The 22,704-nt window shown below is 61.9% G+C and carries 25 protein-coding genes and 2 pseudogenes; 12 read left to right on the forward strand and 15 right to left on the reverse strand.

The window, feature by feature from the left end:
* Positions 1-8: 8 nt before the first annotated feature.
* On the reverse strand, positions 9-1,148 hold the full coding sequence (locus tag NPS56_RS26675) for a muconate cycloisomerase family protein (RefSeq protein WP_274077415.1): 1,140 nt from the start codon (positions 1,146-1,148) through the stop codon (positions 9-11).
* Between the two features lie 127 nt (positions 1,149-1,275).
* Between NPS56_RS26675 and NPS56_RS26680 the strand changes: the two genes are divergently transcribed.
* Positions 1,276-2,175, forward strand: a complete 900-nt coding sequence (locus NPS56_RS26680; protein WP_274077416.1) for a LysR family transcriptional regulator — start codon at positions 1,276-1,278, stop codon at positions 2,173-2,175.
* Here the strand turns inward: NPS56_RS26680 and NPS56_RS26685 are convergent.
* On the reverse strand, positions 2,172-2,411 hold the full coding sequence (locus NPS56_RS26685) for a DUF1652 domain-containing protein (protein ID WP_274077417.1): 240 nt from the start codon (positions 2,409-2,411) through the stop codon (positions 2,172-2,174). The genes NPS56_RS26680 and NPS56_RS26685 overlap by 4 nt on opposite strands.
* Before the next feature lie 96 nt (positions 2,412-2,507).
* Positions 2,508-3,407, reverse strand: a complete 900-nt coding sequence (locus NPS56_RS26690) for a polysaccharide deacetylase family protein (RefSeq protein ID WP_274077418.1) — start codon at positions 3,405-3,407, stop codon at positions 2,508-2,510.
* A 229-nt stretch (positions 3,408-3,636) separates the two neighbouring features.
* On the opposite strand from NPS56_RS26690, the gene NPS56_RS26695 reads away from it, so the two are divergent.
* Positions 3,637-4,320: an SOS response-associated peptidase gene (locus NPS56_RS26695; protein WP_274077419.1), complete on the forward strand. Its 684-nt coding sequence runs from the start codon at positions 3,637-3,639 to the stop codon at positions 4,318-4,320.
* 178 nt (positions 4,321-4,498) lie between these two features.
* A complete protein-coding gene (locus NPS56_RS26700; RefSeq protein WP_274077420.1) occupies positions 4,499-4,768 on the forward strand; it encodes a hypothetical protein in 270 nt (89 codons plus the stop codon).
* Positions 4,769-4,900: 132 nt separating this feature from the next.
* Here NPS56_RS26700 and NPS56_RS26705 read toward each other — a convergent pair whose 3' ends face one another.
* The 3 genes from NPS56_RS26705 to NPS56_RS26715 form a co-directional block, all read right to left on the reverse strand.
* A complete protein-coding gene (locus NPS56_RS26705; protein WP_274077421.1) occupies positions 4,901-5,047 on the reverse strand; it encodes a hypothetical protein in 147 nt (48 codons plus the stop codon).
* 70 nt (positions 5,048-5,117) lie between these two features.
* Positions 5,118-5,429 carry an AzlD domain-containing protein gene (locus NPS56_RS26710; protein ID WP_175649005.1) on the reverse strand — a complete coding sequence of 104 codons (312 nt, stop codon included), beginning with the start codon at positions 5,427-5,429 and terminating at the stop codon, positions 5,118-5,120.
* The gene (locus NPS56_RS26715) at positions 5,429-6,127 is read right to left on the reverse strand and encodes an AzlC family ABC transporter permease (protein WP_274077422.1); all 699 of its coding nucleotides are present in this window, start codon (positions 6,125-6,127) and stop codon (positions 5,429-5,431) included. The genes NPS56_RS26710 and NPS56_RS26715 overlap by 1 nt, the downstream gene beginning before the upstream one ends.
* Before the next feature lie 412 nt (positions 6,128-6,539).
* Here NPS56_RS26715 and dapA point away from each other — a divergent pair, with 412 nt between their 5' ends.
* The 3 genes and pseudogenes from dapA to NPS56_RS31230 all read left to right on the forward strand — a co-directional run bounded on the left by dapA (position 6,540) and on the right by NPS56_RS31230 (position 8,303).
* Positions 6,540-7,415, forward strand: a complete 876-nt coding sequence (gene dapA / locus NPS56_RS26720) for a 4-hydroxy-tetrahydrodipicolinate synthase (protein WP_274077423.1) — start codon at positions 6,540-6,542, stop codon at positions 7,413-7,415.
* A 60-nt stretch (positions 7,416-7,475) separates the two neighbouring features.
* Positions 7,476-7,844, forward strand: coding sequence for a DUF2784 domain-containing protein (locus NPS56_RS26725; protein ID WP_274077424.1), 369 nt, complete (start codon positions 7,476-7,478; stop codon positions 7,842-7,844).
* A 29-nt stretch (positions 7,845-7,873) separates the two neighbouring features.
* A pseudogene (locus tag NPS56_RS31230) lies at positions 7,874-8,303 on the forward strand (LysR family transcriptional regulator).
* Between the two features lie 3 nt (positions 8,304-8,306).
* On the opposite strand, the gene NPS56_RS26740 reads toward NPS56_RS31230, so the two are convergent.
* From NPS56_RS26740 to NPS56_RS26765, 6 genes and pseudogenes are all read right to left on the reverse strand, one after another.
* On the reverse strand, positions 8,307-9,860 hold the full coding sequence (locus NPS56_RS26740) for a sensor domain-containing diguanylate cyclase (protein ID WP_274077426.1): 1,554 nt from the start codon (positions 9,858-9,860) through the stop codon (positions 8,307-8,309).
* 95 nt (positions 9,861-9,955) lie between these two features.
* Positions 9,956-10,722: pseudogene (locus NPS56_RS26745) on the reverse strand (ABC transporter ATP-binding protein).
* 20 nt (positions 10,723-10,742) lie between these two features.
* A complete protein-coding gene (locus NPS56_RS26750) occupies positions 10,743-11,456 on the reverse strand; it encodes an ABC transporter permease (RefSeq protein WP_274077427.1) in 714 nt (237 codons plus the stop codon).
* Positions 11,453-12,142: an ABC transporter permease gene (locus NPS56_RS26755; protein WP_274077428.1), complete on the reverse strand. Its 690-nt coding sequence runs from the start codon at positions 12,140-12,142 to the stop codon at positions 11,453-11,455. The genes NPS56_RS26750 and NPS56_RS26755 overlap by 4 nt, the downstream gene beginning before the upstream one ends.
* Positions 12,143-12,200: 58 nt before the next feature.
* The gene (locus NPS56_RS26760; RefSeq protein ID WP_274077429.1) at positions 12,201-12,989 is read right to left on the reverse strand and encodes an ABC transporter substrate-binding protein; all 789 of its coding nucleotides are present in this window, start codon (positions 12,987-12,989) and stop codon (positions 12,201-12,203) included.
* Between the two features lie 60 nt (positions 12,990-13,049).
* The gene (locus NPS56_RS26765) at positions 13,050-14,219 is read right to left on the reverse strand and encodes a M20 aminoacylase family protein (RefSeq protein WP_274077430.1); all 1,170 of its coding nucleotides are present in this window, start codon (positions 14,217-14,219) and stop codon (positions 13,050-13,052) included.
* 132 nt (positions 14,220-14,351) lie between these two features.
* Between NPS56_RS26765 and NPS56_RS26770 the strand changes: the two genes are divergently transcribed.
* The gene (locus NPS56_RS26770) at positions 14,352-15,305 is read left to right on the forward strand and encodes a LysR substrate-binding domain-containing protein (protein WP_274077431.1); all 954 of its coding nucleotides are present in this window, start codon (positions 14,352-14,354) and stop codon (positions 15,303-15,305) included.
* 6 nt (positions 15,306-15,311) lie between these two features.
* Here the strand turns inward: NPS56_RS26770 and NPS56_RS26775 are convergent, their stop codons facing one another.
* Complete coding sequence (locus NPS56_RS26775) at positions 15,312-15,839, reverse strand: DUF3087 family protein (RefSeq protein WP_274077432.1); 528 nt, start codon at positions 15,837-15,839, stop codon at positions 15,312-15,314.
* Here NPS56_RS26775 and NPS56_RS26780 point away from each other — a divergent pair.
* From NPS56_RS26780 to NPS56_RS26795, 4 genes are all read left to right on the forward strand, one after another.
* Entirely contained in the window at positions 15,838-16,077 is a 240-nt protein-coding gene (locus NPS56_RS26780) for a hypothetical protein (protein WP_274077433.1), read from the forward strand. The genes NPS56_RS26775 and NPS56_RS26780 overlap by 2 nt on opposite strands.
* Positions 16,074-17,447, forward strand: a complete 1,374-nt coding sequence (gene ppnN / locus NPS56_RS26785; RefSeq protein ID WP_274077434.1) for a nucleotide 5'-monophosphate nucleosidase PpnN — start codon at positions 16,074-16,076, stop codon at positions 17,445-17,447. Before NPS56_RS26780 ends, ppnN begins: the two co-directional genes overlap by 4 nt.
* A gap of 384 nt (positions 17,448-17,831) precedes the next feature.
* Complete coding sequence (locus NPS56_RS26790; RefSeq protein WP_274077435.1) at positions 17,832-18,572, forward strand: response regulator; 741 nt, start codon at positions 17,832-17,834, stop codon at positions 18,570-18,572.
* A 353-nt stretch (positions 18,573-18,925) separates the two neighbouring features.
* Complete coding sequence (locus NPS56_RS26795; protein WP_274077436.1) at positions 18,926-19,138, forward strand: hypothetical protein; 213 nt, start codon at positions 18,926-18,928, stop codon at positions 19,136-19,138.
* A 68-nt stretch (positions 19,139-19,206) separates the two neighbouring features.
* On the opposite strand, the gene NPS56_RS26800 is transcribed toward NPS56_RS26795, so the two are convergent.
* Entirely contained in the window at positions 19,207-20,637 is a 1,431-nt protein-coding gene (locus tag NPS56_RS26800) for an FAD/NAD(P)-binding protein (protein ID WP_274077437.1), read from the reverse strand.
* Between the two features lie 342 nt (positions 20,638-20,979).
* Positions 20,980-21,543 (reverse strand): helix-turn-helix domain-containing protein, encoded by a 564-nt coding sequence (locus NPS56_RS26805; RefSeq protein ID WP_274077438.1) that lies wholly within the window; start codon positions 21,541-21,543, stop codon positions 20,980-20,982.
* On the opposite strand from NPS56_RS26805, the gene NPS56_RS26810 reads away from it, so the two are divergent.
* On the forward strand, positions 21,538-22,563 hold the full coding sequence (locus NPS56_RS26810; protein ID WP_274077439.1) for a DMT family transporter: 1,026 nt from the start codon (positions 21,538-21,540) through the stop codon (positions 22,561-22,563). The two genes, NPS56_RS26805 and NPS56_RS26810, sit on opposite strands and share 6 nt — an antisense overlap.
* Positions 22,564-22,704 lie beyond the last annotated feature (141 nt).

Raw genomic sequence — 22,704 nt, forward strand, 5'->3', positions numbered from 1 at the left:
TGCTCTCCTCAGGCTTGATGAATAGTCTTGTCGCGACGGAAGAACGCCAGGCGCTCCTCATCCAGGCTCAGGCCCAGGCCCGGCGTGTTGGGGACATGCAGTTCGAAATCGCGATAGACCAGCGGCTCGCTGAGGATGTCCTCGGTCAGCAGCAGCGGGCCGAACAGCTCGGTGTCCCACGCCAGTTTGTTCAGGGTGACAAACGCATGGGCCGAGGCCATGGTGCCGATTCCGCCTTCGAGCATGGTGCCGCCGTACAGGGCGATCCCGGCCGCTTCGGCGATCGAGGCGGTGCGCAACACGGCGCGTGGGCCGCCGTTCTTGGCGATCTTCAGGGCAAACACCGAGGCCGCGCCTTCACGTGCCAGGTTGAAGGCATCTTCCACGCACTCGATGGATTCGTCGGCCATGATCGGCGCCGGGCTCATGGCATTCAGGCGTGCCATGCCCGCGCGGTTGTTGCGCGAGATCGGCTGTTCGATCAGGTCGATGCCATTGGTGCCCAGGATTCGGCAGGCACGCAAGGCCACCGCTTCGTCCCAGGCCTGGTTGACGTCGACCCGAACGCTCGCGCGATCGCCGAGGGCTTTCTTGATCGCGATCACGTGGGCCAGGTCGCGATTGACCTCGCCGGCACCGATCTTCAGCTTGAAGATGCGGTGGCGGCGCAGGTCGAGCATTTTTTCCGCTTCGGCGATGTCCTTCTCGGTGTCGCCGCTGGCCAGGGTCCAGGCCACGGGCAGCGAGTCACGCACACGGCCGCCCAGCAACTCGCTGACCGGCAGGCCCAGGCGTTTGCCCAGGGCGTCGAGCAGCGCGGTTTCCAGGCCGGACTTGGCGAAGGTGTTGCCACGGATGCTGCGCTCGAGGCGCAACATCGCGGCATTCACATTGCTGCTGTCCTGGCCGATCAGCAAAGGCGCGAAGTGTTTGTCGATGTTGGTCTTGATGCTGTCGGGGCTTTCGTTGCCATAGGCCAGGCCACCGATGGTGGTGGATTCGCCGATGCCTTCGATGCCATCGGCACAGCGCACGCGAATCACCACCAGGGTCTGGTTCTGCATGGTGTGCATCGCCAGCTTGTGCGGGCGGATGGTCGGCAGATCGACGATGATCGTCTCGATCGATTCAATGGCTGTAGCAAGCATTTCGATACCCGTCAGGTTCTTGAAGTTCTGAGCCCGATTCTCATACGGCTTTTTCCGGGCGGCCAATATAGAATTGGTCTGGCTTGATACCTTCAAGGTATGCAACCGTTGAAGATCCGGAGGCTCCATGGAACTGCGTCACCTGCGTTACTTTCAGGTGTTGGCTCAAACCCTCAATTTCACCCGCGCCGCTGAACGGCTGCACATCGCCCAGCCGCCCTTGAGCCGACAGATCCAGCAACTGGAAGATGAACTGGGGGTGATGCTGCTCGAGCGCGGCCGGCCGCTGAAGCTGACCGACGCCGGGCGTTTTTTCCATGAGCACTCCACCGCCCTGCTCGACCAGTTGCACAAGGTCTGCGACAACACGCGACGCATTGGCCTGGGGGAAAAGACCTGGCTGGGTATCGGCTTTGCGCCATCGACGCTCTACGGCGTGCTGCCGCAATTGATTCGCCGCTTGCGCAGCGGCGAGCCGCTGGAGCTGGAACTCGGGCTGTCGGAGATGACCACGCTGCAGCAGGTCCAGGCGCTCAAGGCCGGGCGCATCGACGTCGGTTTCGGCCGCATCCGCATCGACGACCCGGCCATCGTCCAGACCGTGCTAACCGAAGACCGCCTGGTGGCCGCCCTGCCCGCCGGTCACCCGTTGCTGGCGGGCCCTGTCAGCCTGCGCGACCTGGCCAAGGAGCCCTTCGTGCTGTACCCCGGCAACCCGCGCCCCAGCTACGCCGACCACGTGATCGCGCTGTTTGAATCCTATGGGGTGAGCATCCATGTGGCGCAATGGACCAACGAGCTGCAGACGGCGATCGGGCTGGTGGGGGCCGGGATAGGCATCACCCTGGTGCCGGCCTCGGTGCAGTTGCTGCACCGTGACGACATCGGTTTCACCCCTCTGCTGGAAGACAACGCCACCTCGCCGATCATTCTCAGTCGGCGGGTGGGCGACGTGTCACCGGGGTTGAACCATTGTTTGCGGGTGATCGACGAACTATTGCCACATACGATCACGCGCGGTGTTTAACCGGCGAAGGCGCGGCGCCCGGCGCTCATCTCGGTGCGCAGTTCACCGATGAAGTCGGAGATGGCCCGCATGCTGGTCAACTGCTCGGTCGATACGCCGGCAAGCATCAGCTTGACTTGCCCGCTGGCGGGATCAAAGACCTCGATCCGCAGCAGCCCGCCGCTCTCCGTGCATTGACAGGCCAGGGGCTTAAAACCGGACTCCAGAATGTTGCAAAGGGCTGAAAGGGCGACCATGGCCGTTGCCTCCGTGGCGGGTTGATCAGAACGGATCCAATCAGAATAGATGCGTTTGGCCAAATGTGCGCCAGTCCATTAGTGATATCCACTTCATCAATGACTGTTGTCTTTCCAGATCCAGTTCCAGATCCCCGGTAATTGCGCCGGCTGTGAACTGTCGCGCAGCGTGCGCGCCATGGCGGCCCGTTGCAGCGCGGCGGTGTCGTCGTAAAACGCCATCGGGGCGACGCTCACCCCTGTCGCCCGTGCACTGTCGAGCAGGATCTGCAGGTACTCGCGGGCATGCCGGGCGGTATAGCGATTGAGGTCGTGGAAAGTCACCACCACCGGAATCACCCCATCCACCACCGGTAGCTCGCCGCGGGCAATGCGCTCGCGCACCTCGGACATCGAACGCAGCATATGGGCGCGGCGCCGGGGGCTGGCGTTGAAGCCCCAGATCTTGCCGTCGTTGGCGCTCAGGTCGGTCAGCAGCACATGCAGGCCATGCTGCTGATAGGCGGCGAACGTACGTTTGTCGTAGCTCCAGAATGGCGGGCGCAACAGGGTCGGCGGCGCGCCGGTGATCGCGGCGATGTCGGCACACCCCTCGTTGAGCGCCTGCTCCAGTTCCTGATCGTCGAGGGAGCGATGATTGGTGTGCGAAGGCGTGGCCGTGTGGAAGGCCAGGATATGCCCGGCATCACGTTCGCGGTGCATGACCGCCCGCCCGATGTCACTGGCGCCGGCCCGTGGGGCGCGGGTCTGGACGAAAAATACCGCCTTGATCCCGGGTTGCACAGGATTGATCGCCAGGCTGTCGAGCACGGTCTCGGTCGGGTTCCAGAAACTCGAGGCGCTGGGCCCGTCGTCGAACGTCAGCAGAAAGCGGATCGGTGGTTGCGCGCGCAAAGCCTGTTCGGTTTGCGGGGTCATTTCGATGGGAGCGGCGATACAGCCCAGCAGACCGACTGCCAGGGTGCACACCGATAGAACCTTGAGCAGCTGTTTCATGTTTCGCCTTGGGGCAGACCCGCACACAGCGGCGGGCCGAGGTTGGATAAGGTACACAGTGTTTGGTTCCGGTGCTCGCCCGGGCGTTGGCTCAGTTCGCCACGGCCAGCCCGCGATGACGGCATTACGGCCACCATCGCATCGCCAGCAAGCCGGCTCCTACAGCGCTCGGCTGAACGCAGATTGTTCAAACATCTATGCTCAATAATCCAGCCGGAGGGTTCGATCGATGTGTGGACGATTGTCGCAATACCGGGGCATCCACGATTTCGTGGCGGTGCTGAGCATTCCCGATGCCTTGCTCAACCAGGTCGGCGATCAGCCGCTTGGGCGCTACAACGCCGCGCCCACCACCCAGCTCGCGCTGTTGCACCTGGAGAACGACGGCCTGCACGCCGACTCGCAGCGCTGGGGCTGGCGACCGCACTGGGCGAAGGATCGGGCGGCGCCGATCAATGCGCGGGTCGAGAAAGTCGCCCACGGCCCGTTCTTTCGAGCGATCTGGCCCCATCGCGCCATCTGCCCGGTGGACAACTGGTTCGAATGGGTCGATGCCGGGGACGGCACCCGGCAACCCTGGCTGATTCGCCGGCGCGACCAGGGGCCGGTCTTCTGTGCGGCGATCGGGCAATTCCCGATGGGCGGTGCAGCCCCGAGGGACGACGACGGCTTTGTCATCATCACCGCCGACAGCGCGGGCGGCATGCTGGACGTGCATGATCGTCGACCGGTGGTGTTCAACGCCGAACTGGCGCGGGAATGGCTGGACCCGGCGACGCCCAGGGAACGTGCCGAGCAGATGGCGCTGCTACAGGGCGAAGACAGTGACGCTTTTGAGTGGTACCGGGTCGACAAGGCGGTGGGCAATGTCAGGAATCAGGGGCCCGGATTGATTGACGCTTTGAAGGAATAACACCTGTAAAATCATGGCACTTTGATGCTTCCACCGCTTGTCAGACAACGTCATGGTCTTACATACATTTGTCGGCGCTGCCGCTAGGATTCGCGCCGTATTGCCGAGTGGCATACCAATTGACCAAAGAGTCAACAACTAAGGAAATCCCATACATCAAGCCTTGCAGAGAACTCAATTGCGCGACGATTTTACAATTGATCAAGTCGCGAGTCTGGCGTGCATTTATCTTACAAAGACAGAGCACTACCAACTCGACTGTTTCATCGGGCAATACATACAGACCCGTAACTTGCTTTCCATTCCCAATATCAAAGAAGTCCTGAGTTCAATACTCGAAAGCTATCCGGGCAAGCCCCCGGTGATGGTCAACGAACTGAACGCCTGGATTGACAGGAAGCTGGGTTATCGGGCCACGCACCCTGATTTCCCGCCGTTGCTGGAATAAACGCAACCCTGTAGGAGCGGGCTTGCTCGCGATGGTCGTCAACGATGACGCGGGGTACCTGATGCCCCGCGGCGTTCTCGAGTTTTTCGCGAGCAAGCTCGCTCCTACACAGTTGCAGTGTTCGCAGGTTGCTTAGAACTTGCGGTCAGGTTCCGACAAATCCTTGCCATCGTCGGGATGTTTCCAGTCCGGAGTCGAACGCTTCTGCTGTTCGATTTCTTCTTCCGTCGGTTCATCCTCGTCTACATCCGGATCCGGTTGTTTTTGCTCTGTTGCCATGTGCTCACCTCTCTTCCTGAAAAGGGATTGGTCATCAACTTGAAGCGTAGAACAATTTCCCGCGCCCGACTTACAGCCACCAACGCAGCAAAAAGAAAAAGCCCATGCTCAACAACATGCTGAGCAAGGTGTTGCGGGTGTACAGCACCAGGCCGACGGCCACCAGCGAACTGATCAGGTAGGGGTTGTCCCATTGCAGGTTCAGTTGCTTGTCCGGCATGAACACGATCGGCCCGCAGATCGCGGTCAGCATGCCCGGCACGGCGAAGCCGAGGAACTGCCGGGCATTGCTGCTCAGGCGCACCGGCAGACGCGGTTCGAGGAACACATAGCGGTTGAGAAACACCAGCACGCCCATGCCGAAAATAACTGCCCAGACCATCATGTGCGTGCTCCATGGAATTTGTTGCAGATAAACCCGGCGGTCATGCCGGCCAGCCCCGACAGCACCAGGGCCGAGCCCCATTGCCAGTAGCTGAACAGCACCGAGCAGAACAGCGAGACCGCGACGCAGACCACGGTCGGCACGTTGCGCACCACCGGGGTGATCAGGGCGATGAAGGTGGCCGCGATGGAGAAGTCCAGCCCCAGGTGTTCCAGGCCCGGAATGCTGCTGCCCAGCACGATGCCCGCCAGGGTGAAGAGGTTCCAGGCGATGTAGAACGTCAGGCCCACACCCAGGGCGTACCAGCGATTGAACTGTTGCCTGTCGTGCTGGCTGACCAGGGCGAACAGTTCATCGGTGAGCAAGAAGCCCAGGCCCGCTCGCCAGCGCCCCGGCAACGGCGAGATCACCGAACGCAGGCTCATGCCGTAGAGCAGATGCTGGGAGGTCAGCAGCAAAGTGGTCAGCAGGATCGAAAAGATCCCGGCCCCGCCCTTGAGCATGCCGATCGCCACCAATTGCGCGGCGCCGGCAAACACGATGCTCGACAAGCCCTGGCCTTGCAGGGGTGTGAGGTTGGCTTCGATGGCCATGGACCCGGCCAGCAAGCCCCAGGGGGCGGTCGCCAGGGATAACGGCATGATCGCCACGGCGCCACGTAAAAACGCGCTGCGCGGCATGAGTGAGTTGGACATAACGCTCTGCAACCAGGGAAAGACCGCAGACTTTGCCAGCAGTCACGGCCGATGGCTTGAACAATCTTGCGCAGTTTGCACTGGCTGCTGCCTCGCTCAACATGACGATGCCGCATTTTCCTGATTGACAAACCACCCGCCGGCTTTTAAAACTGGGCGCCTCATTCAGGGTGTAAACAAAGATGTCCGCAACCTTCAATCTCGACGCTCGTGTCATTGGCTTGACTGCCAAGGCCCAGGCTCGTGTTGCGCGCACCCTCAAATCGAAGAAACAGTCGCTCATGTGACCGGGGCGCGCTGTCCCGTCAGATGAGCTGACAGGACATTGAGCGCGACGGACCACCCGCCCCTTGCTTACCTCCTCCTGCCCTTCTGACGGTGACGAAATCGGTCGACCATCAGGAGAAAGTGCATGTCATCGTTCCAAGGTATCTGGGTTCCCCTCGTTACGCCGTTCCACCATGGCGCCATCGATTTCATCGGTTTGCGCCGGCTGGTCAGCCATCTGCTGGAAAGCGGCGTCGACGGCCTGATTGTCTGTGGCACCACCGGCGAACCGGCGGCCATGGGCAAGCACGAGCAGCTGGCGGTGCTCGATGCGGTGCTGGAGCAGGTGCCGGCTGAGCAGGTGGTCATGGGCCTCGCCGGCAACAACCTGATCGAGCTGCTGCACTTTCAGGAGGAGATTCTCAAGCGCCCGGTGGCCGGCCTGCTGGTGCCGCCGCCCTATTACATCCGGCCGTCCCAGGCCGGGCTCGAAAGGTTTTTCCAGACGGTCGCCGATGCCTCCAGCGTGCCGCTGATCCTGTACGACATCCCCTACCGCACTGGCGTGACCTTCGACCAGGGGACCTTGTTGAACATCGTCGCCCATGAGCGCATCGTCGCGATCAAGGACTGTGGCGGCAACCTGAACAACACCCTGGCATTGCTGGCCAGCGGCAAGGTCGACGTGCTGTGCGGTGAAGACAACCAGATCTTCAATGCCCTGTGCCTGGGCGCCACCGGCGTGATTGCCGCATCGGCGCATGTCCATACCGATCGTTTCGTGACCTTGTACCGACAAGTTCGCGACCACCAGCTGGCGGCCGCCCGTGCCACGTTCTTCCAGCTGCTGCCGCTGATCCAGAGCCTGTTCATCGAACCCAATCCCGCGCCGGTGAAAACCGCGCTGGCCCTGCAAGGTTTGATCGGCGATGAGCTGCGCGCGCCGATGCAACGCAGCAGCGAGGCCATGGTCACGCGTTTGAAGGAGGTGCTCGGCGCGCTGGCCAGCGACAATCGATAGAGCGCCAGGCCGCCGCCCGCGTACCATGGTGCGATTGGACCGACGCGCCAGGAGGTCGACATGCTCTATCGAATCGCCGCCGATGGCCTGGTGTTGTTGCACCTGGCGTTCATTGTGTTCGTGGTGGGCGGCGGCCTGCTGGTGCTCAAATGGCCGCGCCTGATGATGTGGCACCTGCCTGCCGCCACCTGGGGCGTGGCGGTGGAGCTGTTCCACCTGCCCTGCCCGCTGACACGCTGGGAAAACAGCATGCGCCAGGCCGCAGGGGAAACGGGCTACGGCGCTGGCTTCATCGAACACTACGTGTGGCCGATCATTTACCCGGCAGGGCTGACGCCGGCCATCCAGCTCGGACTGGGCGGTGCGGTACTGCTGGTGAACGTACTGGTCTATCTTCGATTGATCCGGCAGAGGAAACGCCGACTGTAACGCCTACGGCAAACACGAGGACCCAGTCCATCCTGTCGACTGAAGACCTGACGCTGCTGCAAGCGATCCGCGAGACCGGCAGCCTGTCGCGGGCCGCCGCCTACCTCGGCAAGGCGCCCTCGACGGTGTCCTATGCCGCGCGGCAACTGGAAGAACGCTTCGATGCCCTGCTGTTCGATCGCCGGCGCTACCGCCTGCAACTCACCCCGGCGGGTGAATTGCTGGTCAACGAGGCGGCGCGCCTGATGCAGGACGTAGCTACCCAGGCACCGGGTCGGCTCGTTACTGAGCAATGGCTCGCTGGTTGAAAAGCAGATGGCCGACCCGCGCGAGCCGAACATCCTGTATGCCGGCTGGCGCGGTGATCACGACGGGCGTGCTTTGGGCTGGTGGCTGGAAAAGCTCAAGCAATCCTATCTGTGCACCCGGCTGGTACAGGGCAGCGACCGCTTTGCCTGAGCCTCAGTTGGCAATCACGCTCATGTTGCGCCCGCTGGCCTTGGCCACGTACAGCGCCTTGTCGGCCGCGCCGATCAGCTCGCCGGTCTGGGCTTGAGACGCCGGATCGTAACCGCAGACCCCCACGCTGACCGTGACCTTGCCATCCGGACTTTCACTGTGCGGCAAGCTGGCGGCCTGCACCGCATGGCGGATTTTCTCCGCCAGCAGGAAAGCGCCGACGTAGTCAGTCCCCGGCAGCACCACGGCAAACTCCTCGCCGCCAAAACGCGCAGCCAGATCGCCAGGGCGCTTGATGTGCTCGGTAATGATCCCGGCGATCTTGCGCAGGCACTCATCGCCGGCCAGGTGGCCGTAGCGATCGTTGAAAGGCTTGAAGTGATCGACGTCGATCATCAGCAAGGCCAGCCCCGTCACATTATGGCGGGCGCGGCTCATTTCGGCCTGGATGAACAGGTCGAACTGGCGTCGATTGGCCAGGCCCGTGAGCGCGTCCTCCAGCGCCAGCAACTCAAGGTTGCGATTGAGCTCCAGCAGCCGCTCCTGGGTGCCAAGCAATTCGCCCTGGATGCGGTCCTGCTTCTTCATCAACCGGATCAGGCGATAACCGAGCACCCCCAGTCCCCCGAGCAGGAGCGCGACGATGCCCGCACTGAGCAAGGACTCTTGGCGCCAGCTGGCCAAGACTTCATCCTTGTTCAGCGCGGTAAAGACGATCAGCGGATACCCCTCGACCCGGCGAAAGCCCACGACTCGCTCCACGCCATCCACGATCGATCGCATCGTTGCCGTCCCCGAACTGCCCTGTGGCAACAGGCGGGTGAACAATGGGCTCTTGGCCAGGCTGGTGCCGATCTCCGCCTCGTGGAACGGCCGGCGCACGACGATGCTGGCATCGTCGGCGATCAGGTTGATCACGCCGTTCCTGCCCATGTCGATGCCGTCGTAAAGCTGCAGGAAATGGCTGAGGTAGATCGTGGCCAGGGCCACGCCGGCAAAACGGCCGTCCGGATAATTGATCCGCCGTGACACCGTCATTATCCATTCGCCGCTGGAGCGGCTCTTGATCGATGGGCCGATGTGCGGGCCGCGGTCGGGATGGTCGCGATGATAGATGAAGTACTCACGGTCGGAGTTGTTCGCGCCCCCCACCTCGGCACCATTGGAGTTGGCGATCCACTTGCCGGTTTCGTCATAGACGAACAGCCCATGGAGCTGACGCAACTCACTGCGCTGGGCGCGCAGCAAGCGTTGCAGGCGATCGAGCCGGCCCTGTTCGATGCCGTCGTTCTCCAGGCGATCGACCAGGGTGAACAGCAGCGTGTCGGCCTGCTTGATCGACGCCTGTGCCTGGGAGGCCAGGGTCTGCGCAAGGTTGGACATCGCCACTTCCTTGTCATGCAGATGGTACTGACGCGAGCTCCAGGTTTCCCAGCTCACGATCACTACCATCGACAGGCAGACGGCGATCATCAGCGTCACGGCCGAGCGAGTCTTGAGCCTGGCGACGCCGTAGCGGTTTTTTTCGATACGCTCGTTGTTAGACGGATGCCCCATGAAACTCCCTGGATACTCATGCCATGGCGAATTGTCCCATTCGCCATTTTAACCACGACCAGTATACATGGGCTGTTGCGACATTCCGTGCAGCGTTACTTCAGGCTCCCCGCCAGGAACTGCTGCAGCCGCTCGCTTCGCGGATACTCCAGGACGCTGGCCGGTGCGCCCTGCTCCTCCACCCGGCCCTGATGCAGAAACATGACGTGGTTGGAGACCTGCCGGGCGAACGCCATTTCATGGGTGACCACCACCATGGTCCGGCCCTCCTCGGCCAGTTGCTGCATGACCTTGAGCACTTCACCGACCAGTTCGGGATCCAGCGCGGACGTCGGCTCGTCGAACAGCATCACCTGCGGCTCCATGGCCAGCGCCCGGGCAATGGCCACCCGCTGTTGCTGGCCGCCGGATAGATGCACCGGATACTGCCCTTCCACCTTGGCGGGCAGGCCGACCTTGGCGAGGTAATGCCGCGCCCGCTCCGTGGCCTGCGCCCGACCGACGCCGAGCACGCTCATCGGGCACTCGATGATGTTGTCCAGCACCGTCATGTGGCTCCACAGATTGAAGTGCTGGAACACCATCGACAGCTGGCTGCGCATGACCCGCAATTGTCCGGGATCGACCACGCACAGCTGTCCCCTGGCATCGCGGCGGGTCCGCAGTTCTTCGGCATTGACGATGATGCGCCCGGCCGATGGCTGTTCGAGATGGTTGATGCAGCGCAGAAACGTGCTTTTGCCGGATCCCGAGGAGCCGATGATGCTGATCACGTCGCCGGCGCGGGCTTGAGCGATACCCCCTTCAGGACTTCATGGCTGCCGTAGTTCTTGTGCACATCTTCAACGATCAATTTATACATTCGAGCAAGTCCAATAGGGGTCAGTGCGTGCGCGGCTTGAGGTAGGCCAGCCAATGCAGTTCGCCACGACGAAACAGCCAGATCAGCAAAAATGCGCTGGCGGCATACAGCAGCCCGGCAATGCCGAAAGCGGTAAAGGAGGCGTAGGTCGCCGAATTGACGTCACGGGCAATCTTCAGCAAGTCGGGGACCGTGGCGGTAAATGCCACTGAGGTGGAATGCAGCATCAGGATCACTTCGTTGCTGAAGAACGGCAGTGCCCGACGCAGGGCCGACGGCAATACGATGCGCCGATAGAGGGTCCACCGCCCCATCCCGTAGGCCCTGGCCGCCTCGATTTCGCCATGGGGCGTGGCCCGGATGGCGCCGGCAAAGATTTCGGTCATGTAGGCACAGGTATTGAGCCCGAACGCCAGCACCGTGCAGTTGAATCCGTCACGGAAGAACGCGTTGAGAAAGTCCTGGGAGCGGACCACATGCAGGCTGTACACCCCGGTGTAGAAGAACAGCAGCTGGATGTACAAAGGCGTGCCGCGAAACACGTAGGTGTAGCACCAGACCGGCAAGCGCAGCAGCGGATTGCGACTGACGCGCGCGATCGACAACGGAACCGCCAGCACAAACCCGATCACCACCGAAAGAATCAGCAGCCACAAGGTCACCGCCAACCCGGAAAAGTGTGGCCCGTCGCTCCACAGGTAAGCCTGCCAATACTCTTCGAGAATACCGTTCATAGCGCGGCCTTCCTGACACCGACCGAGTAGCGGTGCTCCAGCCACAGCAGGACGACGTTGGACACACTGGTGATCGCCAGGTAGATCAGGCCGCCCACCAGGGTGAAGTAAAAGAATTGCATCGAGCCCTTGCCCGCATCCTGGGTGGCCTTGACCACATCGGTCAGGCCGATGATCGATACCAGCGCCGTGGACTTGATCAACACCTGCCAGTTGTTGCCGATGCCTGGTAGTGCGTGGCGCAGCATTTGCGGCAGGAGCACCTTGCGAAAGGTTTGCCCACGGCTCATGCCGTAGGCCCGCGCCGCCTCGACCTGGCCTGCCGGCACGGCCTGGAACGCCCCCCGGAAGGTCTCGGTAAAGTAGGCCCCGTAGATGAACGCCAGCGTCACCACGCCTGCCAGGAAGGGGTCGATCTCGATTTGCCCGATGCCCAGCCAGTCGGTCATGCGGTTGAGCAGCATCTGCAGGCTGAAGAACAGCAGCAGCATGATCACCAGGTCCGGCATGCTGCGGATAACCGTCGTGTAGCCGGTGGCCAGCGCTCGCAACAAGCGATTGGACGACAGCTTGGAACTGGCCCCGAGCAGCCCTGCCAGGACCGCGATCAGCAGCGACCAGAGCGCCAGTTTGATGGTGGCCAGGGTGCCCAGCAGAATCTGCGGGCCAAAGCCTTCCAGAAGCATTTCACTCTCCTTCTTCTTATTGAGTGTTCTTATTGGATGGGCTGAACGGGCATGCCGGTCATTTCGCGCCGTAGACGTCGAAATCGAAGTACTTCTTGTTGATCCGTTCGTAAGTGCCGTCGGCGAGAATCGCCGCCAGGGCCTTGTTCAAGTCCTCGCGCAACTCGACATCGTTCTTGCGCACACCGATGCCATCGCCCACGCCGAAAAACTGCGGATCGTCCAGGGTGGCGCCGGCGAACTCGTAATCCTTGCCCACGGCCGTGTTCAAGAATCCGTAACTGGCCTGGATAGAGCCCTGCAGCGAAGCGTCGAGGCGTCCCACCACCAGATCGGCATACACCTGGTCCTGGTTCTGATAGGACAGGACTTCCACGCCTTTTGAACCCCACACGGCCTTGGCATAGGCCTCCTGCGTCGAGCCCTGCTCCACACCGATGCGTTTGCCCTTGAGCGATTCAAGGGTTGGCAGCAAACCCGAGCCGCGCTTGACCACCAGGCGAGCCGGCGCATTCGACACCTTGTCGGTGAACGCAATCTGCTCCATTCGCTTGGGCGTGACCGTCATCGAAGACGCCACCGCGTCGAACTTGCGCGCCAGCAAGCCCGGGATCATCCCGTCCCAGCTGCTCTCCACCCAGACGCAATGCGCCTGCAACTGCGCGCAAAGCGCCTCGGCAATGTCGACCCCGAAACCGGTCAGCGTGCCGTCCCGCTGCTTGTATTCCAGCGGCGGATAGGTGGGGTCCACCCCCAGTCTCAGGGTTTTTCCAGACCAGTCGGCCGCCCCCGCAAGGCTCGATGCCGTGATTGCCAGCAGTGAAACCGCTGCAAGTATCTTGTTCATGTCCTGCTTCTCCAGGCCGCAGTTGTTTTTGTAATGACAGGCGCTTGAAATGACGGTGTTTCAACGCAAAAAGCTTTCCACCAACTTGACCCAGTAACTCGCGCCGATCGGCAGGCACGCATCATTGAAGTCGTAGCCGGGGTTGTGCAGCAGGCAGCCGCTGTTCCCATCGCCGTTGCCGATCACCAGGTAGCTGCCGGGGCATTGCTCGAGGATGAAGGCAAAGTCTTCACTGGCGGTGAAGGGGCGCAGGTCGTCGATCATCTGCTCGTCGCCTAACCAGTCACGGGCGACGGCCCGGGCAAACGCGGTCGACGCGGGATCGTTGATCAGTACCGGATGGCAATGCTGGTAATCGATATGCGCCTGGGCGCCGAAACTGGCGGCCTGTGCAGTGACCAGCGCGGTAATCCGCGATTCGAGCAACTGGCGAATCTCGGGGGTCAGTGCGCGCACGCTCAGGCTCATCTCGGCGCTGGCCGGGATGACATTCGAGGCGCTGCCGGCATGAATGGAGCCGACGGTGATGATCGCCGTGTCTTGCGGGTTGACGTTGCGCGAGACGATGCTTTGCAGGGCGATCACGATCGAAGCGCAGACCACCACCGGGTCGACGGCCTTGTGCGGTACCGCACCGTGACCACCGGTGCCGATGATCTTGATCGTGACCGTGTCGGCAGAGGCCATGAACGGCCCGCTGTAGAATCCCAGATGCCCGACGGGATGACCCGGCACGTTATGCAGGGCGAAAATCGCATCGCAGGGGAAACGTTCGAGCAGGCCGTCCTCGAGCATTTTCCGCGCACCACCCAGACCTTCTTCAGCCGGCTGGAAAATCACCTGCAGCGTGCCTTTGAATGCCCGGGTTTGCGCCAGGTACCTGGCCGCTGTCAGCAGGGTTGCCGTATGCCCGTCGTGGCCACAGGCATGCATGACCCCGTCGTTGCGACTGGCGTAGGGCAATCCTGTGGTTTCCTGAATCGGCAGGGCATCCATGTCCGCCCGCAAGCCGATGGACCGGCCCTCACCATTTTTCAGGGTGCCGACCACGCCCGTCTTGCCCACACCGGTGCTGACCTCGAATCCCCACTGGCGCAAGCAGCGGGCCACCAGTTCGCTGGTAGCAAACTCCTCAAAACCCAGTTCGGGATGCGCGTGAATCTTGTGACGCAACGCAATCATTTCATCTTGTAGCGCTGCAATACCTGGCAGCACCTGGCCGGCATCCATTGTTGTTCTCCTTCGATTGAGGCGGCGCGCCTTGGAAAGCGCTGCTGGAATCGATCTTAGGGAACGGCCCCTGGGCTGGGGAGGCCCAGTTTGGTTATGATGACAACCAATGGTTGTCTCAAGGGTTAGCAGATGAAACTGCATCAATTACAAGCACTGATCGCCAGCGCCGAGACCGGCAGCATCCGCGCCGCCGCCCGTTCGCTGAACATCTCCCAGGCGGCCGTGACCAAGGCGCTACGGGAGCTGGAAACCAGTCAGCAGTTGCCCTTGTTCAGCCGAACCCCCAGCGGCCTGAACTTCACCGAGTACGGCAAAGTCCTGCTGACCCACGCGCGCCTGGTGATCAAACAACTCGAACATGCGCAAACCGAACTCGATCACATGCGTGGCAAGGCCCAGGGCAGGCTTTGCGTCGGGGTCACGCCCTGGATCGCCCTGACATTCCTGCCCGAAGTGGTCCTGGCATTTCGCGAGCGGATGCCGCACATCAGGCTGGAACTGTACGAAAGCCTGATGGCCGTGGCCCAACCACTGCTGCGCGACGGCAGCATGGATTTCGCCATCGGCCAGCTGCACCCGGCGCAGACCACCCAGGAGTTTGCCTGTGAAACCCTGCTCGACTACCAGACGTCGGTGCTGGTGCGCGAGGGCCATGCGCGACAAAATGCGCGTTCGATCCACGAACTGCTGGACCAGAACTGGACCCTGAACTATGCGCCGGACGGCCACGCCGGGTTGATGCAGGCATTGTTCTGGCAACACGGCGCGCAAATCGACGAGAACCTCATCGTCCGGGCCCATTCACTGGCCATCTTGCAGATGCTGGTCGAACGGGCGGACATGTGCACCTGGGGCCCTTCCATCGTCAGCATTGCCCCGCCGTTCCTTGGGCGCCTGGTGGTCCTGGACCTGAACGAACAATTCGAATCCCGGCAGTTGAGCATCGTGACTCGGCGCAATGGCGCGTTAAGCCATTCGGCCCAGTGTTTCACCGAGTGCCTGCTGCAGGTCATTCGTCGGCATGCGCGTTCGGCCAGGAAGGAAGACCGGCAACTATTCGAAACACTACGCCTGCGGGTGTGAGGGGGCTCAGCTGCGTGATTGCTTCAGGGCTTCGAGCCAGGCCGGGTTCAATCGGGTTTGCCGGGGGTCGATGCCCAGGGCCTGCATCCGCGCCTCGTGCTGCTGCATTTCCCGGTGCAATTGCGCATCATCGCTGGAGTTTCCGTCCAGTTGATGCATCTGGCTCAATCCCAGGTGATAGAAGCGCAACAGCTTCATGGCGTCCGGATCCCCCGCCTCCACGGCGGCCTTGAGGTGGTGCATGACGTTGGTGATGCTCATCAGGCTGCGCTTGAGCTGCCAGCTGTAGACCGCCGGTGCCATCCATTCCTGATGCCAGAACAGCTTGCGCATCAACCCGGCCATGATCAATACCGCGGCAAACACTCCGCCGATGTTGAAGCGCAGGTTGTCCCCACCGGGCTCGCCGAACAAAGTCACCGCCGCGGTGGACAGGGCCATCGCCAGCGCCAGGAAGATCAGCGCGATCATCACCGTGCTGCGCCGCGTCCGTTGCCGATAGTCGTCGGCGTTCATCGGCTGGATTTCGAACATGACGTCGGGATTCCTTGGCTTCAATGGTAAAAAGGCTCGCAGGACAAAAAGACCGCGGGTCATTATCGCCTCTGCGACGGATTTAGCTATGCTGGGGCTCCTTTTCATCTATACATCATCAAAAGGAGGACGTGGCGAGACCGCGCAGTTCGTGCCATCTTCTTTCATGGATACTCTCTATTCGGATGCCATTCGTTGTTTGCGCGTGAATGACATCGTTTTAAGGATCATTGAATGACCCAACGACAAGTAATCAATGCTTCGGTCAGCCCGAAAGGCAGCCTGGAAACACTCTCTCAACGGGAAGTCCAGCAACTGAGCGAAGCCGGATCCGGCAGCACCTACGACATCTTCCGCCAGTGCGCCCTGGCCATCCTCAACACCGGCGCCCACGTCGATAACGCCAAGACCATCCTCGAAGCCTACAAGGACTTCGAAATCCGCATCCACCAGCAAGACCGCGGCGTACGCCTGGAACTGCTGAACGCCCCGGCCGACGCCTTCGTCGACGGTGAAATGATTGCCAGCACCCGTGAAATGCTGTTCAGCGCCCTGCGCTACATCGTCTACACCGAAAACGAACTCGACAGCCAACGCATCGACCTGAGCACCTCCCAGGGCATCAGCGACTACGTCTTCCACCTGCTGCGCAACGCCCGCACCCTGCGCCCTGGCGTCGAGCCAAAGATCGTGGTGTGCTGGGGCGGTCACTCGATCAACACCGAAGAATACAAATACACCAAGAAAGTCGGCCACGAACTGGGCCTGCGCAGCCTGGACGTGTGCACCGGTTGCGGCCCCGGCGTGATGAAAGGCCCGATGAAAGGCGCCACCATCGCCCATGCCAAGCAGCGCATCCACGGCGGGCGCTACCTGGGCCTGACTGAACCCGGGATCATCGCTGCCGAAGCACCGAACCCGATCGTCAACGAACTGGTGATCCTGCCGGACATCGAGAAGCGCCTGGAAGCCTTCGTCCGCGTCGGCCACGGCATCATCATCTTCCCCGGCGGTGCCGGCACCGCCGAAGAGTTCCTGTACCTGCTCGGCATCCTGATGCATCCGGACAACCAGGGCCTGCCCTTCCCGGTCATCCTCACCGGGCCGAAACATGCCGCGCCCTACCTCGAACAGCTCGACGCGTTCGTCGGCGCCACCCTGGGCGAGGCCGCCAAGAAGCACTACCAGATCATCATCGACAACCCGGCGGAAGTCGCCCGGCAGATGACCCAGGGCCTCAAGGCGGTCAAACAGTTCCGTCGCGAACGCAACGACGCGTTCCATTTCAACTGGCTGCTGAAGATCGACGAAGGTTTCCAGCGCCCCTTCGACCCGACCCACGAAAACATGGCCAACCTCAAGCTGAGCCGCGACCTGCCGGCCCACGAACTGGCCGCCAACCTGCGCCGCGCGTTCTCCGGCATCGTCGCCGGCAACGTCAAGGACAAGGGCATCCGCCTGATCGAAAAACACGGCCCGTACCAGATACGCGGCGATGCGGCGGTCATGCAGCCGCTGGATCAACTGCTCAAGGCCTTTGTCGCACAGCACCGGATGAAACTGCCGGGTGGGGCGGCTTATGTGCCGTGTTATCGAGTGGTTGCGTGATCAAGTTGATGTAAATTGTTAAACGCGAGCCGAAGCCAAATGCTTCGGCTTGTTGTTTCCAGGATCAGCCGCTGCGGTGCATCTGTCTGACAGGCGACCACTCTCTCGCGGCCGTACCCGATCTACTGTGGGAGCCGGCCTGCCGGCGATGGCGTCCTGAGAGCCGACGATTGTCTGTCAGGTGTACTTAGTCAACAAATAATAGGTCGTCTCTCAGGCCGCCATCGCCGGCAGGCCAGCTCCCACAATGGGTTGGTTACAGCCGTGAGTGATTAGTTGGCTGTAAGGCCGTCATCGATGCGATGCGGCGACCAGACAAGCCAGCGTCTACAAAATGTATGGTTGGCCCAGCGGCCGGCAACGACAAAAAAAGAGGATCGACCGATGGACCACGTCAACCACATCCTGATCGTCGACGACGACCGTGAAATTCGCGAACTGGTCGGCAACTACCTGAAGAAAAACGGCCTGCGCACCACCGTGGTTCCCGACGGCCGGCACATGCGCAGCTTCCTCGAAAGCAACCAGGTCGACCTGATCGTGCTCGACATCATGCTCCCCGGCGACGACGGCCTGGTCCTGTGCCGCGAACTGCGCGCGGGCAAGCACAAGGCCACGCCGATCCTGATGCTCACCGCACGCAATGACGAAACCGACCGCATCCTCGGTCTGGAAATGGGCGCCGACGACTACCTGACCAAACCCTTCGCCGCCCGTGAACTGCTGGCACGGATCAATGCCGTGCTGCGCCGTACCCGCATGCTGCCACCCAACCTGCTGATCAGCGAAAGCGGGCGGATGCTCGGCTTCGGTCGCTGGCGCCTGGACACCACCGCCCGTCACCTGCTGGACGAAGACGATACCCTGGTGGCCCTCAGTGGCGCCGAATACCGGCTGCTGCGGGTATTCCTCGATCATCCGCAACGGGTGCTCAGTCGCGACCAGTTGCTCAACCTGACCCAGGGCCGCGACGCCGACCTGTTCGACCGCTCGATCGACTTGCTGGTCAGCCGCCTGCGCCAACGGCTCAAGGACGACTCCCGGGAACCGACCTACATCAAGACCGTGCGCAGCGAAGGCTACGTATTCTCCTACCCGGTGGAAATGCTCGATGCGCAAAGTTGATGGGGATCTTTGCGCAGGTTTGTATCCGTTTGTATAGAAACCCGGTCTGGATACGCACAAGCCCATTTCGGACCGTTCAGGCACACATCAGCGATACACCGAAATATCAGCGCTACTGATCGCGGTTTCCAAAACAACAGATATCCATTGTGGGAGCGAGCTTGCTCGCGATGACGGCGTGTCAGTCAACATCATTATCGACTGACCGGTCCCCATCGCGAGCAAGCTCGCTCCCACAGTTTTCGTACAAGGATCACTGTTCTCGATAACGACTATGCGTACAGGTGTTTTTTCATCGCGATGCTCCAGCCCTACAGTGGCCACATCTTCTTCCCACGCTCTGGAGCATCATCATGAAAAGCATCATCGGTATCGGCTTCGCCCTTGCGGTTCTTGGCAGCACTGGCGCCATCGCCGCCCCACACGCCACCTCGCCCATCGTTGCAGCGGTGAAAGTCAGCCAACCGGCCTCACAGAACATGAACACCGTCAGCGCTGACCACAAAGACAAACTCTACGTCGCGGAAAACCGTCCTGAGTTCGGCTCCAAATATCAGCGTTATTGATCAACGGCCTTGGGCTGCCTGAAACAGGAAACCCCGCCAATTGCGGGGTTTCTTCATTTGCGCAACCTTTACGGCGATGCCAGACGCGCGGCCAACGCCTTGGCCTGACTGGCCACGTCCGTCACGGCGGTGCTCTCCCACCACATCCCGCGCAACGGTGGCCCCATGGCAAACAAGCGGCTGGCAGCCTGGCCATCGGCATCCAGCACCGCGCCGTCGACCTTTGCGGCGATGCCGAGTGCCAGGTGTCCCGGCTGGATCAGCCCGCGCGCCAGCAGTTGCCGGGGCAGCGGTCGAGCCACCCGACGCCAGTCGTATTCGATGCCGCTGGAGTTGATCAACGCCGCGCCACTGACCACCACCGTTTGCCCTTCGCCCCGACGGCGGATACGAATACTCACTGCTTGACCCAAAGAAGGTTCCAGCCCTTTGAACGACGCCGCCTGAATCCGCAACCGTCCTTCCCCGTGCAAGCGCTCCACCAGCTCGGCGCTCAGCGGCGGCGAGCGATGGTGATGGCTTTCCCACCACGGCCGGACATGCCTGACGAACTGACGGCGTTGCACGTCGCTGGCCTGGTTCCACAAGCGCCCGATGTGCGCCCGCACCGTGTCCAGTGGGGCCTGCCAATCGATGCCCTGGTCGATGGCGTCGCGGCAATGTCGGCGCAATTCACGTACCAGCTGTCGCGGCGTGCGAATGCTCGGGTCCTCGGCGAGGAAATCGACCCAGGCCGGTGGCTGGCGCCGCACATGGGGCAGCAGGCCGTGACGGGAAAACACTTCGATCGGCCCGCGATGACCGGCCTGTTCCAGCGACACCACGGCATCGACCATGGTCAGGCCCGAGCCGATGATCAGCACCGTCGACTGCGGATCGAGCTGCTGCATCGCCGCCACATCCCACGGGTCGAGCGCCGCCGCGTTCAAGCCGCTGGACTCAGTCTGCGGTGTGCGCGCAGCCGGGAACATGCCCGTCGCGAGCACGGCAAAAGAGCCCTGCAGTCGCTGGCCGTCGCTCAAGGTCAAGTGCACCGACTGCGGATCGGTTTGCAGATCAACCACCTCGGCCCGCACATGCTCGACCGTTGAGCCGCTCAATGCCCCCACCGCTTGCGCCTCGGCCAGGCGTTGCTGCACATACAGGCCGAAAATCCCCCGCGGCGGGAACAGCTCACTGATGGGTACATGCTGCTCATCCGACTCCGGCCAGCCACCGGCCGCAATGTAGTCGGTCAGCCACTGGGTCAGGTCATCGGCATTGTCCGGGTCGACGCTCATGCGCGCCGCGTTGCCGTTGAGCGTATGCCCCAGCTCCACGGCGCTGTAGGCCTCGCCGCGCCCCAGCTCGGCGCGCGGTTCGATCACCAGCACCTGGCGCTTGCCCGGCAGGCGCAACAACTGCGCCGCCAGCATCGCGCCGCTGAGGCCGCCGCCGATGATCAGGATGTCTGCGTGACGGATGGCGTCGGTCGCCGGTCCGTTTCGGGTTTCACTCATGCCGTTCTCACTGATCAGTGTTTATCCTCGACGATAATAGGCGCCAAACCCATGGAAGGCTCATCGGGCAGTACCAAAGTAGGATGCATCGGTCGAGGTCATGGATGTTCAACCCACAGGCGTCGGCGCCAGGAGCCTCGGTCCAATGTGGGAGCGGGCTTGCTCGCGAAGAGGCCGGCACATCCAACATCGTTTTCGTCTGTCACACCGCTTTCGCGAGCAAGCCCGCTCCCACAGGGGGTTTGAGGCGACCACAGAATTTGTGAACGACCCAGGAACCTGTAGGAGCCGGCTTGCTGGCGATGGCTCGGCCCCCCCGCAGTCCCGGCGACTGGCCAACAGTCAGATCACCACGTTACGCACAAACCGCACCGCCACCGGCCCATCGTTGCGATAGGAGTGGGGCTGGTTACTGGCGAACATGAAGAACTCGCCAGCGGCGATCTTGTGCGGCACATCGCCGACCATCACCGTCAGGCAGCCTTCGAAGACGTAGAACTGTTCGCTCCAGCCATCGGCGTCCGGCTCCGAGGGGTAATGCTCGCCCGGTTCGAGGCGCCATTCCCAGAGTTCGACTTCACGGCTGGCGTTGGCCTTGGCCAGCAGCACCGCCTTGCTGCCGGGGATCGTACCGGCCCAGGCCAGCTCGTTGATGCGGCTGTGGTCGCGCACATCGGGGGCCTGGATCAGGTCGCTGAAGGCCACGTCCAGTGCTTCGGCCACCCGGTCAAGGGTGGTCAGGCTGACGTTCTTTTCGCCGGCCTCGATGGCCACCAGCATCCGCCGGCTGACCCCGGATTTTTCCGCCAACGCGGTCTGGCTCATGTCGGCGGCATGGCGCAACCGACGAATGTTCTGGCTGACGTGCTGCAGGACCGAAGCCCGGGGCGAGGAATCTTTGTGCACTATATTGCTCACTTGGTGGTGCTGCGCAGTATACTGCCCAACTTGCGACGCATTGTGCGTCCCCCTCATATAGTGTGCAAGATCATGACGTCGGCGAACTCCTCCCAGGCTTCCTCCCGTTTCCTGCGGCTCAGCAAGGCCGAATGCGTGCTGGTGCTGATCACCATGGTCTGGGGTGGCACCTTTTTGCTGGTCCAGCATGCGATGACCGTCAGCGGCCCGATGTTTTTTGTCGGCCTGCGCTTTGCCGCCGCCGCGATCATCGTCGCCCTGTTCTCCTGGCGCAGCCTGCGCCAATTGACCCTGTTCGAACTCAAGGCGGGTGCCTTCATCGGCGTGGCGATCATGCTCGGTTACGGCTTGCAGACGGTAGGGTTGCAGAGCATTCCCAGCAGCCAGTCGGCATTCATCACCGCGTTGTATGTGCCCTTTGTGCCGCTGCTGCAATGGCTGGTGCTGGGACGTCGTCCTGGGCTGATGCCAAGCATCGGCATCATGCTGGCCTTTACCGGGTTGATGTTGCTGTCGGGGCCTTCCGGCGCGGCGCTGAACTTCAGCCCCGGTGAAATCGCCACGTTGATCAGCGCCATTGCCATTGCGGCCGAGATCATCTTGATCAGCAACTTTGCCGGCCAGGTCGATGTGAAACGGGTGACGGTGGTGCAATTGGCGGTGACGTCGCTGCTGTCGTTCCTGATGGTGGTGCCGACCCAGGAACACATTCCGGACTTCTCCTGGCTGCTGCTGTGCAGTGCGCTGGGATTGGGCGCGGCGAGTGCGGCGATCCAGGTGGCGATGAACTGGGCGCAGAAGAGTGTTTCGCCGACCCGGGCGACCTTGATCTATGCCGGCGAGCCGGTGTGGGCCGGAATTGTCGGGCGGATCGCCGGGGAGCGGCTGCCGGCGATTGCGTTGCTCGGTGCGGGGTTGATCGTGGCGGCGGTGATTGTCAGTGAGTTGAAGACCAAGGGTAAGGCGGTTGTTATTGAGGAAGAGTTGGAGCGGGAAACCCAGGCTTGAACCGCAATATTTGCGGCGTTTGATAAACAGCTTTCGCGAGCAAGCCCGCTCCCACATTTGGAACGCGTTTCACCCTGTGGGAGCGGGCTTGCTCGCGAAGGGGCCAGACCTGCTGATTACCACCCTTCGAAACAATGATAA

The organism is Pseudomonas putida (genome assembly GCF_028682635.1).
Lineage (GTDB): Bacteria > Pseudomonadota > Gammaproteobacteria > Pseudomonadales > Pseudomonadaceae > Aquipseudomonas > Aquipseudomonas putida_AE.